Annotated in this window: 16 protein-coding genes; 5 read left to right on the top strand and 11 right to left on the bottom strand. The window is 63.5% G+C overall.

Features of this window, described 5'->3' with window-relative positions; all coding sequences use genetic code 11:
- Window positions 1-49: 49 nt before the first annotated feature.
- The 10 genes from ABIE57_RS12015 to mdh all read right to left on the bottom strand — a co-directional run bounded on the left by ABIE57_RS12015 (window position 50) and on the right by mdh (window position 9,671).
- Complete coding sequence (locus ABIE57_RS12015) at window positions 50-445, bottom strand: MAPEG family protein (RefSeq protein WP_354539265.1); 396 nt, start codon at window positions 443-445, stop codon at window positions 50-52.
- Entirely contained in the window at window positions 445-885 is a 441-nt protein-coding gene (locus tag ABIE57_RS12020) for a hypothetical protein (protein ID WP_354539266.1), read from the bottom strand. Before ABIE57_RS12020 ends, ABIE57_RS12015 begins: the two co-directional genes overlap by 1 nt.
- Before the next feature lie 116 nt (window positions 886-1,001).
- Entirely contained in the window at window positions 1,002-1,208 is a 207-nt protein-coding gene (locus tag ABIE57_RS12025) for a hypothetical protein (protein WP_354539267.1), read from the bottom strand.
- Window positions 1,205-1,465, bottom strand: a complete 261-nt coding sequence (locus ABIE57_RS12030; RefSeq protein ID WP_354539268.1) for a BrnT family toxin — start codon at window positions 1,463-1,465, stop codon at window positions 1,205-1,207. Before ABIE57_RS12030 ends, ABIE57_RS12025 begins: the two co-directional genes overlap by 4 nt.
- A gap of 7 nt (window positions 1,466-1,472) precedes the next feature.
- Window positions 1,473-2,996, bottom strand: a complete 1,524-nt coding sequence (gene odhB, locus ABIE57_RS12035; protein WP_354539269.1) for a 2-oxoglutarate dehydrogenase complex dihydrolipoyllysine-residue succinyltransferase — start codon at window positions 2,994-2,996, stop codon at window positions 1,473-1,475.
- Window positions 2,996-5,959 (bottom strand): 2-oxoglutarate dehydrogenase E1 component, encoded by a 2,964-nt coding sequence (locus ABIE57_RS12040; protein WP_354539270.1) that lies wholly within the window; start codon window positions 5,957-5,959, stop codon window positions 2,996-2,998. The genes odhB and ABIE57_RS12040 overlap by 1 nt, the downstream gene beginning before the upstream one ends.
- Before the next feature lie 77 nt (window positions 5,960-6,036).
- A complete protein-coding gene (gene sucD, locus ABIE57_RS12045; RefSeq protein WP_354539271.1) occupies window positions 6,037-6,918 on the bottom strand; it encodes a succinate--CoA ligase subunit alpha in 882 nt (293 codons plus the stop codon).
- 13 nt (window positions 6,919-6,931) lie between these two features.
- Entirely contained in the window at window positions 6,932-7,285 is a 354-nt protein-coding gene (locus ABIE57_RS12050; protein WP_354539272.1) for a hypothetical protein, read from the bottom strand.
- 6 nt (window positions 7,286-7,291) lie between these two features.
- Window positions 7,292-8,485, bottom strand: a complete 1,194-nt coding sequence (sucC, locus tag ABIE57_RS12055; RefSeq protein ID WP_354539273.1) for an ADP-forming succinate--CoA ligase subunit beta — start codon at window positions 8,483-8,485, stop codon at window positions 7,292-7,294.
- Window positions 8,486-8,708: 223 nt separating this feature from the next.
- On the bottom strand, window positions 8,709-9,671 hold the full coding sequence (gene mdh, locus ABIE57_RS12060) for a malate dehydrogenase (protein WP_354539274.1): 963 nt from the start codon (window positions 9,669-9,671) through the stop codon (window positions 8,709-8,711).
- 151 nt (window positions 9,672-9,822) lie between these two features.
- On the opposite strand from mdh, the gene ABIE57_RS12065 reads away from it, so the two are divergent.
- Window positions 9,823-10,575, top strand: coding sequence for a sulfite exporter TauE/SafE family protein (locus tag ABIE57_RS12065; protein ID WP_354539275.1), 753 nt, complete (start codon window positions 9,823-9,825; stop codon window positions 10,573-10,575).
- A 322-nt stretch (window positions 10,576-10,897) separates the two neighbouring features.
- Here the strand turns inward: ABIE57_RS12065 and ABIE57_RS12070 are convergent, their stop codons facing one another.
- Window positions 10,898-11,200 (bottom strand): hypothetical protein, encoded by a 303-nt coding sequence (locus ABIE57_RS12070; RefSeq protein WP_354539276.1) that lies wholly within the window; start codon window positions 11,198-11,200, stop codon window positions 10,898-10,900.
- A 179-nt stretch (window positions 11,201-11,379) separates the two neighbouring features.
- Between ABIE57_RS12070 and ABIE57_RS12075 the strand changes: the two genes are divergently transcribed.
- From ABIE57_RS12075 to ABIE57_RS12090, 4 genes are read left to right on the top strand one after another with little or no spacing between them, the layout of a single operon-like run.
- Complete coding sequence (locus tag ABIE57_RS12075; protein ID WP_354539277.1) at window positions 11,380-12,237, top strand: HpcH/HpaI aldolase/citrate lyase family protein; 858 nt, start codon at window positions 11,380-11,382, stop codon at window positions 12,235-12,237.
- Window positions 12,238-12,243: 6 nt separating this feature from the next.
- The gene (locus tag ABIE57_RS12080; protein WP_354539278.1) at window positions 12,244-12,789 is read left to right on the top strand and encodes an NnrU family protein; all 546 of its coding nucleotides are present in this window, start codon (window positions 12,244-12,246) and stop codon (window positions 12,787-12,789) included.
- 4 nt (window positions 12,790-12,793) lie between these two features.
- Entirely contained in the window at window positions 12,794-12,997 is a 204-nt protein-coding gene (locus tag ABIE57_RS12085) for a DUF1737 domain-containing protein (RefSeq protein ID WP_354539279.1), read from the top strand.
- Window positions 12,998-12,999: 2 nt separating this feature from the next.
- Window positions 13,000-14,031 carry a MaoC family dehydratase gene (locus tag ABIE57_RS12090; protein ID WP_354539280.1) on the top strand — a complete coding sequence of 344 codons (1,032 nt, stop codon included), beginning with the start codon at window positions 13,000-13,002 and terminating at the stop codon, window positions 14,029-14,031.

The following is a 14,031-nucleotide window of genomic DNA, read 5'->3' on the forward strand; positions in this document are numbered from 1 at the left end:
GTCGCCCGATGGGCGACTCCCCCGGAATATTTGGGGCAAGATGAAGCATCTAGAGGAGCGCCGCCAGCAGCATGAGCAGGGTGGCGGCGAAGCCCACGGACCAGATGAGCGAGCGGCCCGGTCTGAGGCCGAAATAGTAAGCGGGGATGTAGAGCACGCGCGCGGCGAGATAGGTAAAGGCGCAGGCGGCGGTGAATTGCGTGGATTGGTTCGATAGCGTGACGGTGAGCACGGCGATGGTGAAGAGGATCAGCCCCTCGAAATGGTTGTTGAGCGCGCGGCCAAGGCGGGCGGTTTTGGGCGAGAGTTGTTTCGACGGCTCGCGGTCACGCGCGGACATGGTGTAGCCGGGGCCAAGCTCCAGATTCGCCGGGATGGCGTAGAGGAGGAACTGGACCGCTTGCAGGAGGGCGGCGAGGGTGAGGGCGGTGAGTTCGGGGGTCATTATCTATCCGCCGGCATCGGTGTTAGATCAAACGCCAGCGCAAAATCAACAACCGAGGGCAAGTATACGAGCGCCCCTATTAAAAGAAATATGACCTGAAGATTTCGATAGCAGCTAATCTTTCTTCCAACAATTTTGTCATCATGTATAAACTCAGTGTCAGCAATTTTGAGTTCCGCAGTATTCCCTTTTAGTCGCATCGCTGCGAGGGACATTCTTTGAGCCAAACTTAAAAGTGAAAGTAACTTCAGGCCGCACAACATCGAGAAAGTCCACAAAATTAAAGCTGCCATTAAAAATCTTATAGCTGATCCTGACGCTAAATTACTTGATGTAACGATAGCGTAACCGATAGCGGCACCAGCGGCAGAAAAAGCGTAAAAGCATTGGCGTTCCTGAAAACGCCAACGCTCAATGATTATTTCAATTACGCTATTCACCAAACTTCTGCCTCACAAGTCCATAAGCAACCGGCACGGGCCTTCGAGGGGCTCTTTCACGCGCACCAAGAACGTCACCGCACCGTTGCCGTCGATGATGAGAATATCTGACCGTCTCATCCCCCCACCGCCAGCGTTTCACGCGCCTTGGCAATCGCCTCGTCGAGAGACCGCCCCGCCTCATGCGCCTTCACGATCCGTTCCAGAGCCGCGCGCAGGCGGGCGGCTTCGCCGGGGGTGGCGGGGCGGGCGCGGGTGAAGAAATCCGCGTCGAGGGGTGGGTTCTCGTCAAAATCTTCGGGCGGTTTTGGGCGGATGCTCATGGGATTTCCCTTCGGTTGGCCTTGCGCAACGAGATTACGCGGATGCGGGCGTTGCGCCAAGCATAGACAAGAACGTGGTATCGCCCGTCGATCTTGCCAAGGGCCTGCATCCGGGTCTCGCCGTAGTCATAGCGTGTATCTTCGGCCTCTATCGCGCTGCTCCAGTCGAAACCCTGCACCGCCGTGAAGGGGACGCCGTGTTTGGCCATGTTGTTTTCGGCCTTGGCGGCGTCCCATTCATAAAGCGGGTCTGTCACGCGGGGCTCACAAATCCATCAACAACCGCCGGGGATCTTCGAGTGCTTCTTTCACGCGCACGAGGAATGTCACCGCGCCTTTGCCGTCGACGATGCGGTGGTCGTAGCTGAGCGCGAGATACATCATCGGGCGGGCCTTGATCTCGCCGTTCACCACCATGGGCCGGTCCTGGATCTTGTGCATGCCGAGGATGCCCGATTGCGGGGGGTTGAGGATGGGCGAGGACATGAGCGAGCCGTAGACGCCGCCGTTGGAGATGGTGAAGGTGCCGCCCTGCATCTCGGCCATCGAGAGCTTGCCGTCGCGGGCGCGGGCGCCTTTCTCGGCGATGGCCTTCTCGATGGCGGCAAAGCCCATCTGATCCACGTCGCGAATGACCGGCACGACGAGGCCGGTGGGGGTGCCTGCCGCGATGCCCATATGGACAAAGTTCTTGTAGACGATATCGGTGCCGTCGATCTCGGCATTGACCTCGGGCACCTCTTTCAGGGCGTGGACGCAGGCCTTGGTGAAAAACGACATGAAGCCGAGGCGCACGCCGTGCTTCTTGAAGAACTCGTCCTTGTACTGGTTGCGCAGCGCCATCACCTCGGTCATGTCGACCTCGTTATAGGTGGTGAGCATGGCGGCGGTGTTCTGCGCGTCCTTGAGGCGGCGGGCGATGGTCTGGCGGAGCCTCGTCATCTTGACGCGTTCCTCGCGCGCGGCATCCTCGGCCGGGGAGGGCGCGCGGGGGGCCTGCGCGGCCGGGGCGGGGGCGGCGGGCGCGGCTTTCGGGGCCTGCCCTGCCTTGGCGACATCCTCTTTCATCACGCGACCGTCACGGCCCGAGCCGGTGACCTGATCGCGGCTGACGCCCGCCTCGGCCATGGCCTTTTTCGCCGAAGGGGCGTCTTCGACATCCTTGCCGGAGGCTTTGGCCGGACTTTCCTCTGCCGGAGCGGCGTCCGATTTGGCGGGGCTTGCCGCGCCCTCGCCCGAGGACATGAGCGCGAGCTTGCCGCCCGCCTGCACCGTCTCGCCCTCGCCTGCGAGGATTTCCGTCAGCGTGCCGGAGGCGGGGGCGGGCACCTCGACCGAGACCTTGTCGGTCTCCAGCTCGCACAGCATCTCGTCGGCCTCGACACGGTCGCCCACCTTCTTGAACCAGGTGGAAACGGTGGCCTCGGTCACGCTTTCGCCAAGGGTGGGCACCATGACGTCGATGCTCTCGCCGCCCTTATCGCTGCCCGTGTCGGTCGGCGCGGATTTGACCTCGGGCTTGTCGGCTTTCGCCGGGGCGGCCTTGCCCTCGCCTGCGGTGATGGTGGCAAGAAGGGCGTCGACGCCCACGGTCTCGCCCTCCTGCGCCACGATTTCGCCCAGGGTGCCCGCCGTCGGGCTGGGCACCTCGACCGTCACCTTGTCGGTTTCAAGCTCGCACAGCATCTCGTCGGCAGCGACCTGATCGCCGGGTTTCTTGAACCATGTGGCGACGGTGGCCTCGGTGACGGATTCGCCCAAGGTGGGGACGCGGACTTCGGTGCTCATCACTTGTTTCCTTCGATGGAGAGCGCGGCATCCACCAGCGCCTCTTGTTGTGCTTTGTGCTGCTTGGCAAGGCCCGTGGCGGGCGAGGCGGCAGCGGGGCGGCCGGCATAGACCGGGCGCTTGTGCCTGGCGTCGATGCGCGTGAGCACCCATTCGATATTCGGCTCGATGAAGGACCAGGCACCCTGGTTCTTGGGTTCTTCCTGGCACCAGACCATTTCCGCGCCCTTGAAGCGCTCCAGCTCCTTGACCATCGACATGGCCGGGAACGGGTAGAACTGTTCGATCCGCATCAGGTAGACGTCGTCGATCCCGCGGCGGTCGCGCTCTTCCAGCAGGTCGTAATAGACCTTGCCCGAGCACATGACGACGCGGCGGATCTTCTTGTCGGCGACAAGTTTCGTGTCGGAATTGCCGTATTGGGCATCGTCCCACAGCACCCGGTGGAAGGAGGAGCCGGTGACGAAATCCAAGGTTTTCGACACCGCCATCTTGTGCCGCAGAAGCGATTTCGGCGTCATCAGGATGAGCGGTTTGCGGAAGGTGCGGTAGAGCTGACGGCGCAGGATGTGGAAATAGTTCGCAGGCGTCGTGCAATTGGCCACGATCCAGTTATCGCCGCCGCACATCGTCAGGAACCGTTCCAGCCGGGCGGAGGAATGCTCCGGCCCCTGCCCTTCATAGCCATGCGGCAGCAGGCACACGAGGCCCGACATCCGCAGCCACTTGCTTTCGCCCGAGGAGATGAACTGATCGAACATGATCTGCGCGCCGTTGGCGAAGTCGCCGAACTGCGCCTCCCAGAGGGTAAGGGCCTTGGGTTCCGCGAGGCTGTAGCCGTATTCGAACCCGAGCACCGCATATTCCGAGAGCATCGAATCGATGACCTCGTATGGTGCCTGGCCCTCGCGGATATTGTTGAGCGGGTAATACCGCTCTTCGGTGTCCTGGTCGATGAAGGCGGAATGACGCTGGCTGAAGGTGCCGCGCGTGCTGTCCTGGCCCGAGAGGCGGACGCGATAGCCCTCGGTCAGGAGCGAGCCGAAGGCCAGCGCCTCGGCGGTGGCCCAGTCAAAGCCTTCGCCGGTCTCGAACATCTGGCGCTTGGCCTCGAGCAGGCGCTCGACCGTCTTGTGAACGGTGACCCCCTCGGGCACATGGGTCAGCGCCGCGCCCACCTCCTTGAAGGTCTCGGACGGGATCGCCGTCTCGCCGCGCTCATACTTGCCCTTGTGCGGGTTGAGGTCCGACCATTTGCCGTCGAGCCAGTCGGCCTTGTTCGGGCGGTAATCCTTGCCCGCCTCGAACTCGTCGGCAAGGAAGGACTGGAACGCGGCCTTGAGGTCCTCGACCTCGCCCTCGGGGATGAGACCGTCCTTCACGAGCCGGTCGGTATAGAGGGCGAGCGTGGTTTTCTGCTGCTTGATCTTTTTATACATCAAGGGGTTGGTGAACATCGGCTCATCCCCCTCGTTATGGCCGAAGCGGCGATAGCAGATGATGTCGATGACCACGTCCTTGTGGAATTTCTGGCGGAATTCCGTGGCGACGCGGGCGGCATGAACGACCGCCTCGGGATCGTCGCCGTTGACGTGGAAAATCGGTGCCTCGACCATCAGCGCGATATCCGTGGGATAGGGCGAGGACCGCGAGAAATGCGGCGCGGTGGTAAAGCCGATCTGGTTGTTCACCACGATATGCATGGTGCCGCCGGTGCGGTGCCCCTTGAGGCCCGAGAGACCGAAGCCCTCGGCCACGACACCCTGACCGGCAAAGGCCGCGTCGCCGTGCAAGAGGATCGGCAGCACCTTGGTGCGCTCGGTATCGTTCAACTGATCCTGCTTGGCGCGGACCTTGCCCAGCACCACCGGGTTCACCGCCTCGAGGTGGCTGGGGTTGGCGGTCAGCGACAAATGGACGGTGTTGCCGTCGAACTCGCGGTCATGACTGGCCCCGAGGTGGTATTTCACATCGCCCGAGCCGTCGACATCCTCGGGCTTGGAGGAGCCGCCCTGAAACTCGTGAAAAAGCGCGCGGTAGGGCTTGCCCATGACATTGGCCAGCACGTTGAGCCGCCCGCGATGCGGCATGCCGATGACGATATCCTGCACGCCCAACTGCCCGCCGCGCTTGATGATCTGCTCCATCGCGGGAATGAGGCTCTCGCCACCGTCGAGGCCGAACCGCTTGGTGCCCATGTATTTGACATGGAGATATTTCTCGAAGCCTTCGGCCTCCACCAGCTTGTTCAGGATCGCCTTGCGACCCCTGCGGGTAAAGGAGATTTCCTTGTCATAGCCCTCGATCCGCTCCTTGAGCCAGGCGGCCTGTTCGGGGTCCGAGATATGCATGTATTGCAGCGCGAAGGTGCCGCAATAGGTGCGCCGCACGATGGCGAGGATCTCGCGCAGGCTCGCGATTTGCAGGCCAAGCACGTTGTCGATGAAGATGGGCCGGTCCATGTCGGCCTCGGTGAAGCCGTAGGATTTCGGGTCAAGCTCGGGCTGGTGGCCCTGCTCGCGCAGGCCGAGCGGGTCGAGATCGGCGATGAGGTGGCCCCGGATGCGATAGGCGCGGATGAGCATGAGCGCGCGTACGCTATCGAGCACCGCGCGCTTGACGTCCTCATCGCTGAGCTTCACGCCCTTTTCATCGGCTTTCGCGGCGATCTTCTTGCCCGCGTCCTTCAATTCCGGCTCGGCGGGCCATTCGCCGGTCAGCGCGGCAGTCAGATCATCGGACGGCATGGGCGGCCAGTCGGCGCGCGCCCATGAGGCACCTTGCGCCTCGCGGCGCACATCGTCGTGACCATCGCCCAACTGATCGAAGAAGGCGCGCCACGCCTCATCGACCGCACCCGGATCATGGGCGTAGCGGGCGTAAAGCTGCTCCAGGTATTCGGCATTCGCGCCCTGCATGAAGGAGGAGGCGTGGAACTGGTCGTTGGGGGATTGGTCGGTCATTTTGGCACCTCGGAGGAGCTTGGAACCCTGTTGGTTGGGCTGGGCCGGGGACACGCCCCCGGCCTGGCCCGGATGCGTCAGCCGATGGCCTTGAGCACCGCCTCGCCGAGGCTGGCGGGGCTTTCGGCCACGGTGATGCCCGCGGATTTCATCGCCTCGATCTTGTCCTCGGCACCGCCCTTGCCGCCCGCCACGATGGCGCCTGCATGGCCCATGCGGCGGCCCGCAGGGGCGGTGCGTCCGGCGATGAAGCCTGCGGTCGGTTTCCAGCGGCCGCGCTTTTTCTCGTCTTTCAGGAACTGCGCGGCCTCTTCTTCGGCAGAGCCGCCGATTTCGCCGATCATGATGATCGACTGCGTCTCGTCATCGGCGAGGAACCATTCCAGCACGTCGATATGTTCGGTCCCCTTGATCGGGTCGCCGCCGATGCCGACGCAGGTCGATTGTCCAAGGCCCACATCCGAGGTCTGCTTGACCGCCTCATAGGTGAGCGTGCCGGAGCGCGAGACGACGCCGACAGAGCCGCGCCGGTGGATATGGCCGGGCATGATGCCGATCTTGCAGGCGTCGGGCGTGATGATGCCGGGGCAGTTGGGACCGATGAGGCGCGATTTGCTGCCTTCCAGCGCCCGCTTGACGCGCATCATGTCCAAGACGGGGATGCCTTCGGTGATGCAGACGATCAGCTCCATCTCGGCATCAATCGCCTCGAGGATCGAATCGGCGGCAAAGGGGGGCGGGACGTAGATGACGGAGGCATTGGCCTCGGTCACGGCCTTGGCCTCATGCACCGAGTTGAACACCGGCAGGTCAAGATGCGTGCTGCCGCCCTTGCCGGGGGTCACGCCGCCGACCATTTTCGTGCCATAGGCGATGGCCTGTTCAGAGTGGAACGTGCCCTGAGAGCCGGTGAGGCCCTGACAGATGACACGCGTGTTTTCGTCTACGAGGACTGCCATTGTGGCGTTCTCCCTATTTTCGAGCTTCGCCCCGGGCGATGACCAGGCCCAGGAACGAAAGAAAGATGATGATGATTGCAAAGGCGGGTCGGAAACCGAAACCCAAACCCTCGGTGGCATCGCGAAGCGGGTTGGTATCGCATGAGGGGGAAAAGACGAGAATCGCCCAGACCCATTCACGAAAGGTTTGCGCACATTCGGGCAGTGCATGAAGGGCGAGGGCCTGAAATCCCCAGAGCACGCCAATGCAGCCGATCATCAGGATCAGCACGCCGCGGACCCCGCGCCGCTCACCGACGGATTTCATGGCCACCATGTATGAAATCGTGCCCAAAAGCAGACCTCCGAAGAACATCACCCCCAGCAAATCGCCCTACCCCTTAACCGCCTTCACGATCTTCTGCGCGCCGTCCTTGAGGTTGTCGGCGGCGATCACGTCGAGGCCGGAATTGTTGATGATCTCCTTGCCCTTTTCGACATTGGTGCCTTCGAGGCGCACCACCAGCGGCACCTTGAGGCCGACCTCCTTGACTGCCGCGACCACGCCCTCTGCGATCACATCGCAGCGCATGATGCCGCCGAAGATGTTGACGAGGATGCCTTTGACCTGCGGATCGGAGGTGATGATCTTGAACGCCTCGGTGACCTTTTCCTTGGTCGCCCCGCCGCCCACGTCGAGGAAGTTGGCCGGCTCCGCCCCGTAGAGCTTGATGATGTCCATCGTGGCCATCGCCAGCCCCGCACCGTTGACCATGCAGCCGATCTCGCCATCCAGAGCGATATAGTTGAGGTCGTATTTCGAGGCCTCAAGCTCCTTGGGGTCCTCTTCGGTGGTGTCGCGCAATTCGGCGATATCGGCGTGGCGATAGATCGCGTTGCCGTCAAAGCTGATCTTGGCATCAAGCACCCTGAGATCGCCCTTGTCGGTCACGATCAGCGGGTTGATTTCCAGCATCTCCATGTCTTTTTCGACAAACGCCTTGTAGAGCATGCCCATCAGCGCCACGCATTGCTTGACCTGACCGCCGGTGAGGCCAAGGCCAAAGGCGATGCGGCGGCCATGGAAGGGCTGATAGCCGGTGGCGGGATCGACCGCGAAGCTGAGGATCTTCTCGGGCGTGCTCTCGGCCACCTCCTCGATATCCATGCCGCCCTCGGTCGAGGCCACAAAGGAGATGCGGCTCGTGCCGCGATCCACCAGCAGCGCGAGGTAAAGCTCGCGCGCGATGCCCGCGCCATCCTCGATATAGACGCGGTTGACCTGCTTGCCCGCAGGCCCGGTCTGCTTGGTCACCAGCGTGCGCCCCAGCATCCGGCGCACCTCCTCGGCGGCCTCCTCGACCGAGCGCGCCAGACGCACGCCACCCGCCTCGCCGGCACCCGCTTCCTTGAACCTGCCCTTGCCACGACCCCCGGCATGGATCTGCGCCTTCACGACCCAGACCGGCCCGTCAAGACCCCCCGCCGCCGTCTTCGCCTCCTCCGCGCGCAGAACAACGCGCCCATCCGAAACCGGAGCCCCGTAAGCCCGCAAAAGCGCCTTCGCCTGATACTCGTGGATGTTCATGAACCTGTCCCGTTTTGCTGTGATCGGAACAGGTATAGGCACGGAATGACGGGTGATTTAAAGGATTTTTCGCCGTGATGGAAAATTTGCGCCGAAATTCTGCATTTTGTGATCACACGAATAATTCCTGTGATCACAAGCGGCGCTCAAACCGTTTTCTGCATCTCAAAAGGAATCAGGGCTGGATATGCTCCAGCCCTGATCTAAATCTAACGGCCTTGCGTCATGCGAGCGACGGATCGATTTCCTTGCAGGCCTTCACGAGGCCTTTCACGGCCTCGACCGACTTGTCGAACATGGCCTGCTCATCCTTGGTGAGCTTGATCTCGACGATGCGCTCGATCCCGCCCGCGCCGATCACCGTGGGCACGCCCACATACATGTCCTTCACGCCCAGCTCGCCATCGCAATAGGCCGCGCAGGGCAGGACGCGCTTTTGATCCTTGAGATAGGCCTCGGCCATTTCAATGGCCGACGTGGCGGGCGCATAGAAGGCCGAGCCGGTTTTCAGCAGGCCGACGATCTCGGCGCCGCCGTCGCGGGTGCGTTGCAGGATGGCGTCGAGCTTGTCCTGCGTGGTCCAGCCCATCTCGATCAGATCCGGCAGCGGGATGCCCGCAACGGTCGAATAACGCACCGAGGGCACCATCGTATCGCCATGCCCGCCCAGAACGAAAGCGGTCACGTCACGCATCGACACGCCGAACTCGACGCTGAGGAAGTGACGGAAGCGCGCGCTATCCAGAACACCGGCCATGCCGCAGACCTTGTGCGCGGGCAGGCCCGAGAATTGCTGTAGCGCCCAGACCATCGCGTCGAGCGGGTTGGTGATGCAGATCACAAACGCGTCGGGCGCGTTGGCCGCGATCCCCTCGCCCACCGATTTCATGACCTTGAGGTTGATGCCCAGAAGATCGTCACGGCTCATCCCCGGCTTGCGCGCCACGCCGGCGGTGACGATGCAGACATCGGCCCCGGCGATATCGGCATAGGACTGCGTGCCCTTGAGCACCGCGTCAAAGCCTTCGGAGGGGCCGGATTCGGCGATATCGAGCGCCTTGCCCTCGGGCGTGCCCTCGGCGATGTCGAAAAGCACGATGTCGCCGAGTTCCTTCAGCGCGGCAAGATGGGCAAGCGTGCCGCCGATCTGTCCCGCGCCGATCAGCGCGATCTTGGGTCTGGCCATTGGATCTGTCTCCACAGGTTGCATAGTTGCGGCGTGGCGTAGTCTGAAATTCTGTGTCATGCAAGCCTGCCGCAGGTCACGATGCGGCGGTGGGTGCCTGCGGCATACCGTCGTATGCCAGAAGCGGCGTTTGGAAACGGGGGCTTGGCCGATGGGGGTGACATGGGAGATCTTCGCCGCCGGGGTCTTTGCCGCGCTTTTCGCCGGGATATCGAAAGGCGGATTCGGCTCGGGCGCGGCCTTTGCGGGCGCGGCGATTCTGGCGATCGTGGCGCCGCCGGGTGTGGCGCTCGGGATCATGCTGCCGCTTTTGATGGTCATCGATGTGGCGACGCTGCGGCCCTATTGGCGGCAATGGGGGCGCGAAGAGACGCGGGTTCTGGTGCTGGGCGGGTTGCCGGGCGTGGCTCTTGGCATGGCCTTTTACCGGGTGGCCGATGCGGACCTGATGCGGGTGTTGATCGGGGCGGTCGCAGTGGGCTTCGTGGCCTGGCAACTGGCGGTGCGGGCGCGACTGGTGCGCGGCGCAGCGCGACCCCTGCCGGTGGGTGCAGGGCTGCTGGCCGGGATGGTGGCCGGGTTCACCAGCTTCGTGAGCCATGCGGGCGGGCCGCCTGCGGCGGTGTATCTCTTGTCGCGCGGGCTGGGCAAAACCGGGTTTCAGGCGACGACGGTGGCGGTCTTCTTTGTGATAAATATCGCCAAGGCAGTGCCCTACGGCTTTCTTGGCCTCTTCACGCGCGAGACGCTGAGCGTTGCGCTGATGCTAGCGCCCTTTGCCCTGATCGGTGCATGGATCGGTGTGCGCGCGCACCGCGTCGTGCCCGAGCGCGCGTTTTTTGCGATCACTTATGTGCTGCTGACAGTGACGGGGGCCAAGTTGATTTTTGACGGGGTGTGGTGATCGCCGCCTGTGAACAGGCGTGGCGGGAGTGCCTTGCGGGCGGAAATGAACTGAAGCGATCGTTGGAAGCTTGGTGCCACTGCGCGGAATAAAGGCGCAGAACGCGCCGCCGCGCCAAAGGTGCGCCCATATAACCCGTCGCACCAAAGCTGCGCCCATATAAGCGGGACACGTCCGGCGTGACGGGCGGCGGGCACCGCGCGGCGGCTTTCAACACCCGCTCAAGCCCATATATGCCACCTGCACCGGCACGCAGGAATGTGGATGACCTGCATCTTTACCGGAAAGCGAAAGCGCGCCCCGCGCCGCATGGACGCGGGGCCTAGGCGTCGTTCCCGGGCACGGGCATGGCGCCGGCCATGCTCTCGAACGCTTGCCCCGCCGCAATCAGACAGGTGATGCCATTGGTGCCCGTGACCGTGATTGTCCAACTGCCCGACGTGTCGGAGGCGAACACCTCGATCACAGCGCCCTGCGAGCCGAGCCCCATGGATTGCCGCGTTTCACCATACGCCTCGGCCAGACGTTTCACCACGGCCTCGCGCGGGGCGCAGGCCGCGCCCTGCTGCGCCGAAACCGGCCCCGCAAGAGACGCCAAGGCCAGTGCCAGAACGTATCGGTTCATCGTCATACCCTTTCCCGGTTGGTCCCTGCCGTCGGGAAAATCATGCCGCAAAAGGCGTGAAGACTTGGTTAACGCGGAGTCACCGCCCTTGATGCTGCGTCGCGGCAGAAACTGCTTGAACATTTCCGCCGAAAAATGGCATCCCTGCGCAAGAAAATTTCCCAAATACGAGGGCGACCATGGCCAGCACCCAACCCTATCGTTCCGTGCTCTATATTCCCGGCTCCAAGGAGCGCGCGCTCGACAAGGCGCGCGGCCTGCCCGCCGATGCGATCATCTTCGATCTGGAGGACGCGGTCGCCCCCGACGCCAAGGCCGAGGCCCGCGCCACGCTGCGCGCGGCACTGCAAGAGGGCGGCTATGGCAGGCGCGCGAAAATCGTGCGGATCAACGCGCTGAGCACGGAATGGGGGCTGGCCGATGCGCGTGCATTTGCCGATGCCGGGGCCGATGCGATCCTGCTGCCCAAGGTCAACGCACCCTCGGATATCGACACGCTGACCGAGATCATCGGGCCCGACATAGCCGTCTGGGCGATGATGGAAACGCCGCTCTCGATCCTGGGCGCGCGCGAAATCGCGGCCCATGCGCGCGTCGCGGGGCTGGTCGCGGGCACCAATGATCTGGCCAAGGATCTGCGGACAAGGGCGCAGCCCGACCGTATGCCGCTGATGCTGGCGCTGCAAACCATCGTTCTGGCGGCACGCGCGGCGCGGATCGTGGCGGTGGACGGGGTCTATAACCGCTTCAAGGACGACGACGGGCTGCGTGTCGAATGCGAACAGGGCCGCGATCTGGGCTTCGACGGCAAGACGCTGATCCACCCCGCGCAGATCGACATCGCCAATGCCGCCTTTGCCCCCACGGAGGCCGAAATCGAACTGGCCGAACGCCAGATTGCCGCGTATGAAGAAAGCCGAGCCTCGGGTCAGGGGATCGCGGTCGTGGACGGGCAGATCGTCGAGAATCTGCATGTGGTCACGGCGCAGCGCATCCTTGCACAGGCCCAAGCGATACGCGACCTGGCAGCGGAGTAGCGCGCAATGACCTATCTCATCCTCGGACTGATCCTCTGGACCGCCGCGCATCTCTTCAAGCGCGTGGCCCCCGATCTGCGCGCGCGGATGGGCAAGGCTGGCAAGGGGCTGGCGGCCGTGGGTATCCTCGCCGGTCTGGTGCTGATGGTGGTGGGCTACCGGCAGGCGGAGTTCGTGAATGTCTGGTTCCCGCCCGCCTGGACGGTGCATGTCAACAACCTGATGATGCTTGGCGCGGTGTTCCTTTACGGGATGAGCGCCACCAAGGGGCGGCTGCGCGGCGCGATCCGCCATCCGCAACTGACCGCCGTCAAGGTCTGGGCGGTGGCGCACCTGCTGGTCAATGGTGATCTGGCCTCGCTGATCCTCTTTGGCGGCCTGCTTGGCTGGGCGGTGCTGGAGGTGGTGATGATCAACCGTGCCGAGGACTGGAACCGCCCGAAACCGGGCGAGGCCAAGCGCGACATCCTGCTGGTCATCATCACGGTGGTGCTCTTCCTTGTGATGACCTTCATTCACAACTGGCTGGGCGTCTGGCCATTTCCGGGGTAAACCCATGCAGCTTTATCGTTTTCTGACCGCCGATGACACCTCGGCCTTCTGTCACAAGGTGACCGCCGCACTCAACAAGGGGTGGTCGCTCCATGGCGACCCCACCTATGCGTTCGACGCGGCCAACGGCGTGATGCGCTGCGGTCAGGCGGTCATCAAGGAGGTGCCCGGCACCTATTCCCCCGACATCAAGCTGGGAGAGCAGTGAGCATGGCCAAGACAAACCCGGGCCGCTTCTTCGAGGATTACCGGCTGGGCGAGGTGATCCGCCACGCCGTGCCGCGCACCGTCTCGGGGGGCGAGCGCGCCCTTTATCACGCGCTTTATCCGGCGCGCCATGCGCTCTATTCCTCGGACGAATTTGCCCGCGCCTGCGGCCTGCGCGCCAGCCCGCTGGACGACCTGGCGGCGTTTCACATCGTGTTCGGCAAGTCGGTGCCGGATATCTCGCTCAATGCCGTGGCAAATCTGGGCTATGCCGAGGCGCGCTGGCTGCGGCCCGTCTGGCCCGGTGACACGCTCGCCTCGCAATCCGAGGTGATCGGGCTCAAGGAAAACTCCTCTGGCAAGACCGGCGTGGTCTATGTGCGCACCTCCGGCACCAACCAGCATGGCGTGACGGTGATGGAATTTGTCCGCTGGGTGATGGTGCGCAAGCGCGACAGCGCCGCCCCTGCCCCCGCGCCGGTGGTGCCTGCGCTTGCCGCCTCGGTCGCGGCGGACGATCTGGTGATACCTGCGGGCCTCGATTTCACGCGCTACGATTTTCTCCTTGCCGGAGAGCCGCATCGCTGGGGCGATTACACGGTGGGCGAGCAGATCGACCACGTGGATGGCGTGACCATCGAGGAGGCCGAGCATATGCTGGCCACGCGCCTCTGGCAGAACACCGCCAAGACCCATTTCGACGCGAGTTTGCGCGAGGATGGCAAGCGGCTCATTTATGGCGGGCATGTCATCTCGATGGCGCGGGCGCTGTCGTTCAATGGCCTCGCCAATGCGCAGATGATCGTGGCGGTGAACGCAGGCAGCCACGCCAACCCGTGTTTCGCGGGCGACACGCTGCGCGCCTGGTCCGAGGTGCTGGACCGCGCCGAGACGCCCGCGCCGGGGGTGGGCGCGTTGCGCCTGCGGCTGGTCGCCACGAAGGGCGGCGCACCCTTCACGCTGCGCGGCGAGGACGGCAAATACCTGGCCCAGGTGCTGCTCGATCTCGATTACTGGGTGCTTGTGCCGCGCTGA

Origin of the sequence: Roseovarius sp. MBR-6, from assembly GCF_040547525.1 — a bacterium.
Taxonomy (GTDB): domain Bacteria; phylum Pseudomonadota; class Alphaproteobacteria; order Rhodobacterales; family Rhodobacteraceae; genus Roseovarius.

Bases quoted from the DNA above. Each gene is read 5' to 3' on its own strand.
- ABIE57_RS12075 (WP_354539277.1), top strand. From the start codon at position 11,380: ATGGCCAGCACCCAACCCTATCGTTCCGTGCTCTATATTCCCGGCTCC.
- ABIE57_RS12090 (WP_354539280.1), top strand. From the start codon at position 13,000: ATGGCCAAGACAAACCCGGGCCGCTTCTTCGAGGATTACCGGCTGGGC.
- odhB (WP_354539269.1), bottom strand. From the start codon at position 2,996: ATGAGCACCGAAGTCCGCGTCCCCACCTTGGGCGAATCCGTCACCGAG.
- ABIE57_RS12025 (WP_354539267.1), bottom strand. From the start codon at position 1,208: ATGAGCATCCGCCCAAAACCGCCCGAAGATTTTGACGAGAACCCACCC.
- ABIE57_RS12070 (WP_354539276.1), bottom strand. From the start codon at position 11,200: ATGAACCGATACGTTCTGGCACTGGCCTTGGCGTCTCTTGCGGGGCCG.
- ABIE57_RS12015 (WP_354539265.1), bottom strand. From the start codon at position 445: ATGACCCCCGAACTCACCGCCCTCACCCTCGCCGCCCTCCTGCAAGCG.
- ABIE57_RS12085 (WP_354539279.1), top strand. From the start codon at position 12,794: ATGCAGCTTTATCGTTTTCTGACCGCCGATGACACCTCGGCCTTCTGT.
- sucC (WP_354539273.1), bottom strand. From the start codon at position 8,485: ATGAACATCCACGAGTATCAGGCGAAGGCGCTTTTGCGGGCTTACGGG.
- ABIE57_RS12040 (WP_354539270.1), bottom strand. From the start codon at position 5,959: ATGACCGACCAATCCCCCAACGACCAGTTCCACGCCTCCTCCTTCATG.
- ABIE57_RS12065 (WP_354539275.1), top strand. From the start codon at position 9,823: ATGGGGGTGACATGGGAGATCTTCGCCGCCGGGGTCTTTGCCGCGCTT.
- sucD (WP_354539271.1), bottom strand. From the start codon at position 6,918: ATGGCAGTCCTCGTAGACGAAAACACGCGTGTCATCTGTCAGGGCCTC.
- ABIE57_RS12080 (WP_354539278.1), top strand. From the start codon at position 12,244: ATGACCTATCTCATCCTCGGACTGATCCTCTGGACCGCCGCGCATCTC.
- mdh (WP_354539274.1), bottom strand. From the start codon at position 9,671: ATGGCCAGACCCAAGATCGCGCTGATCGGCGCGGGACAGATCGGCGGC.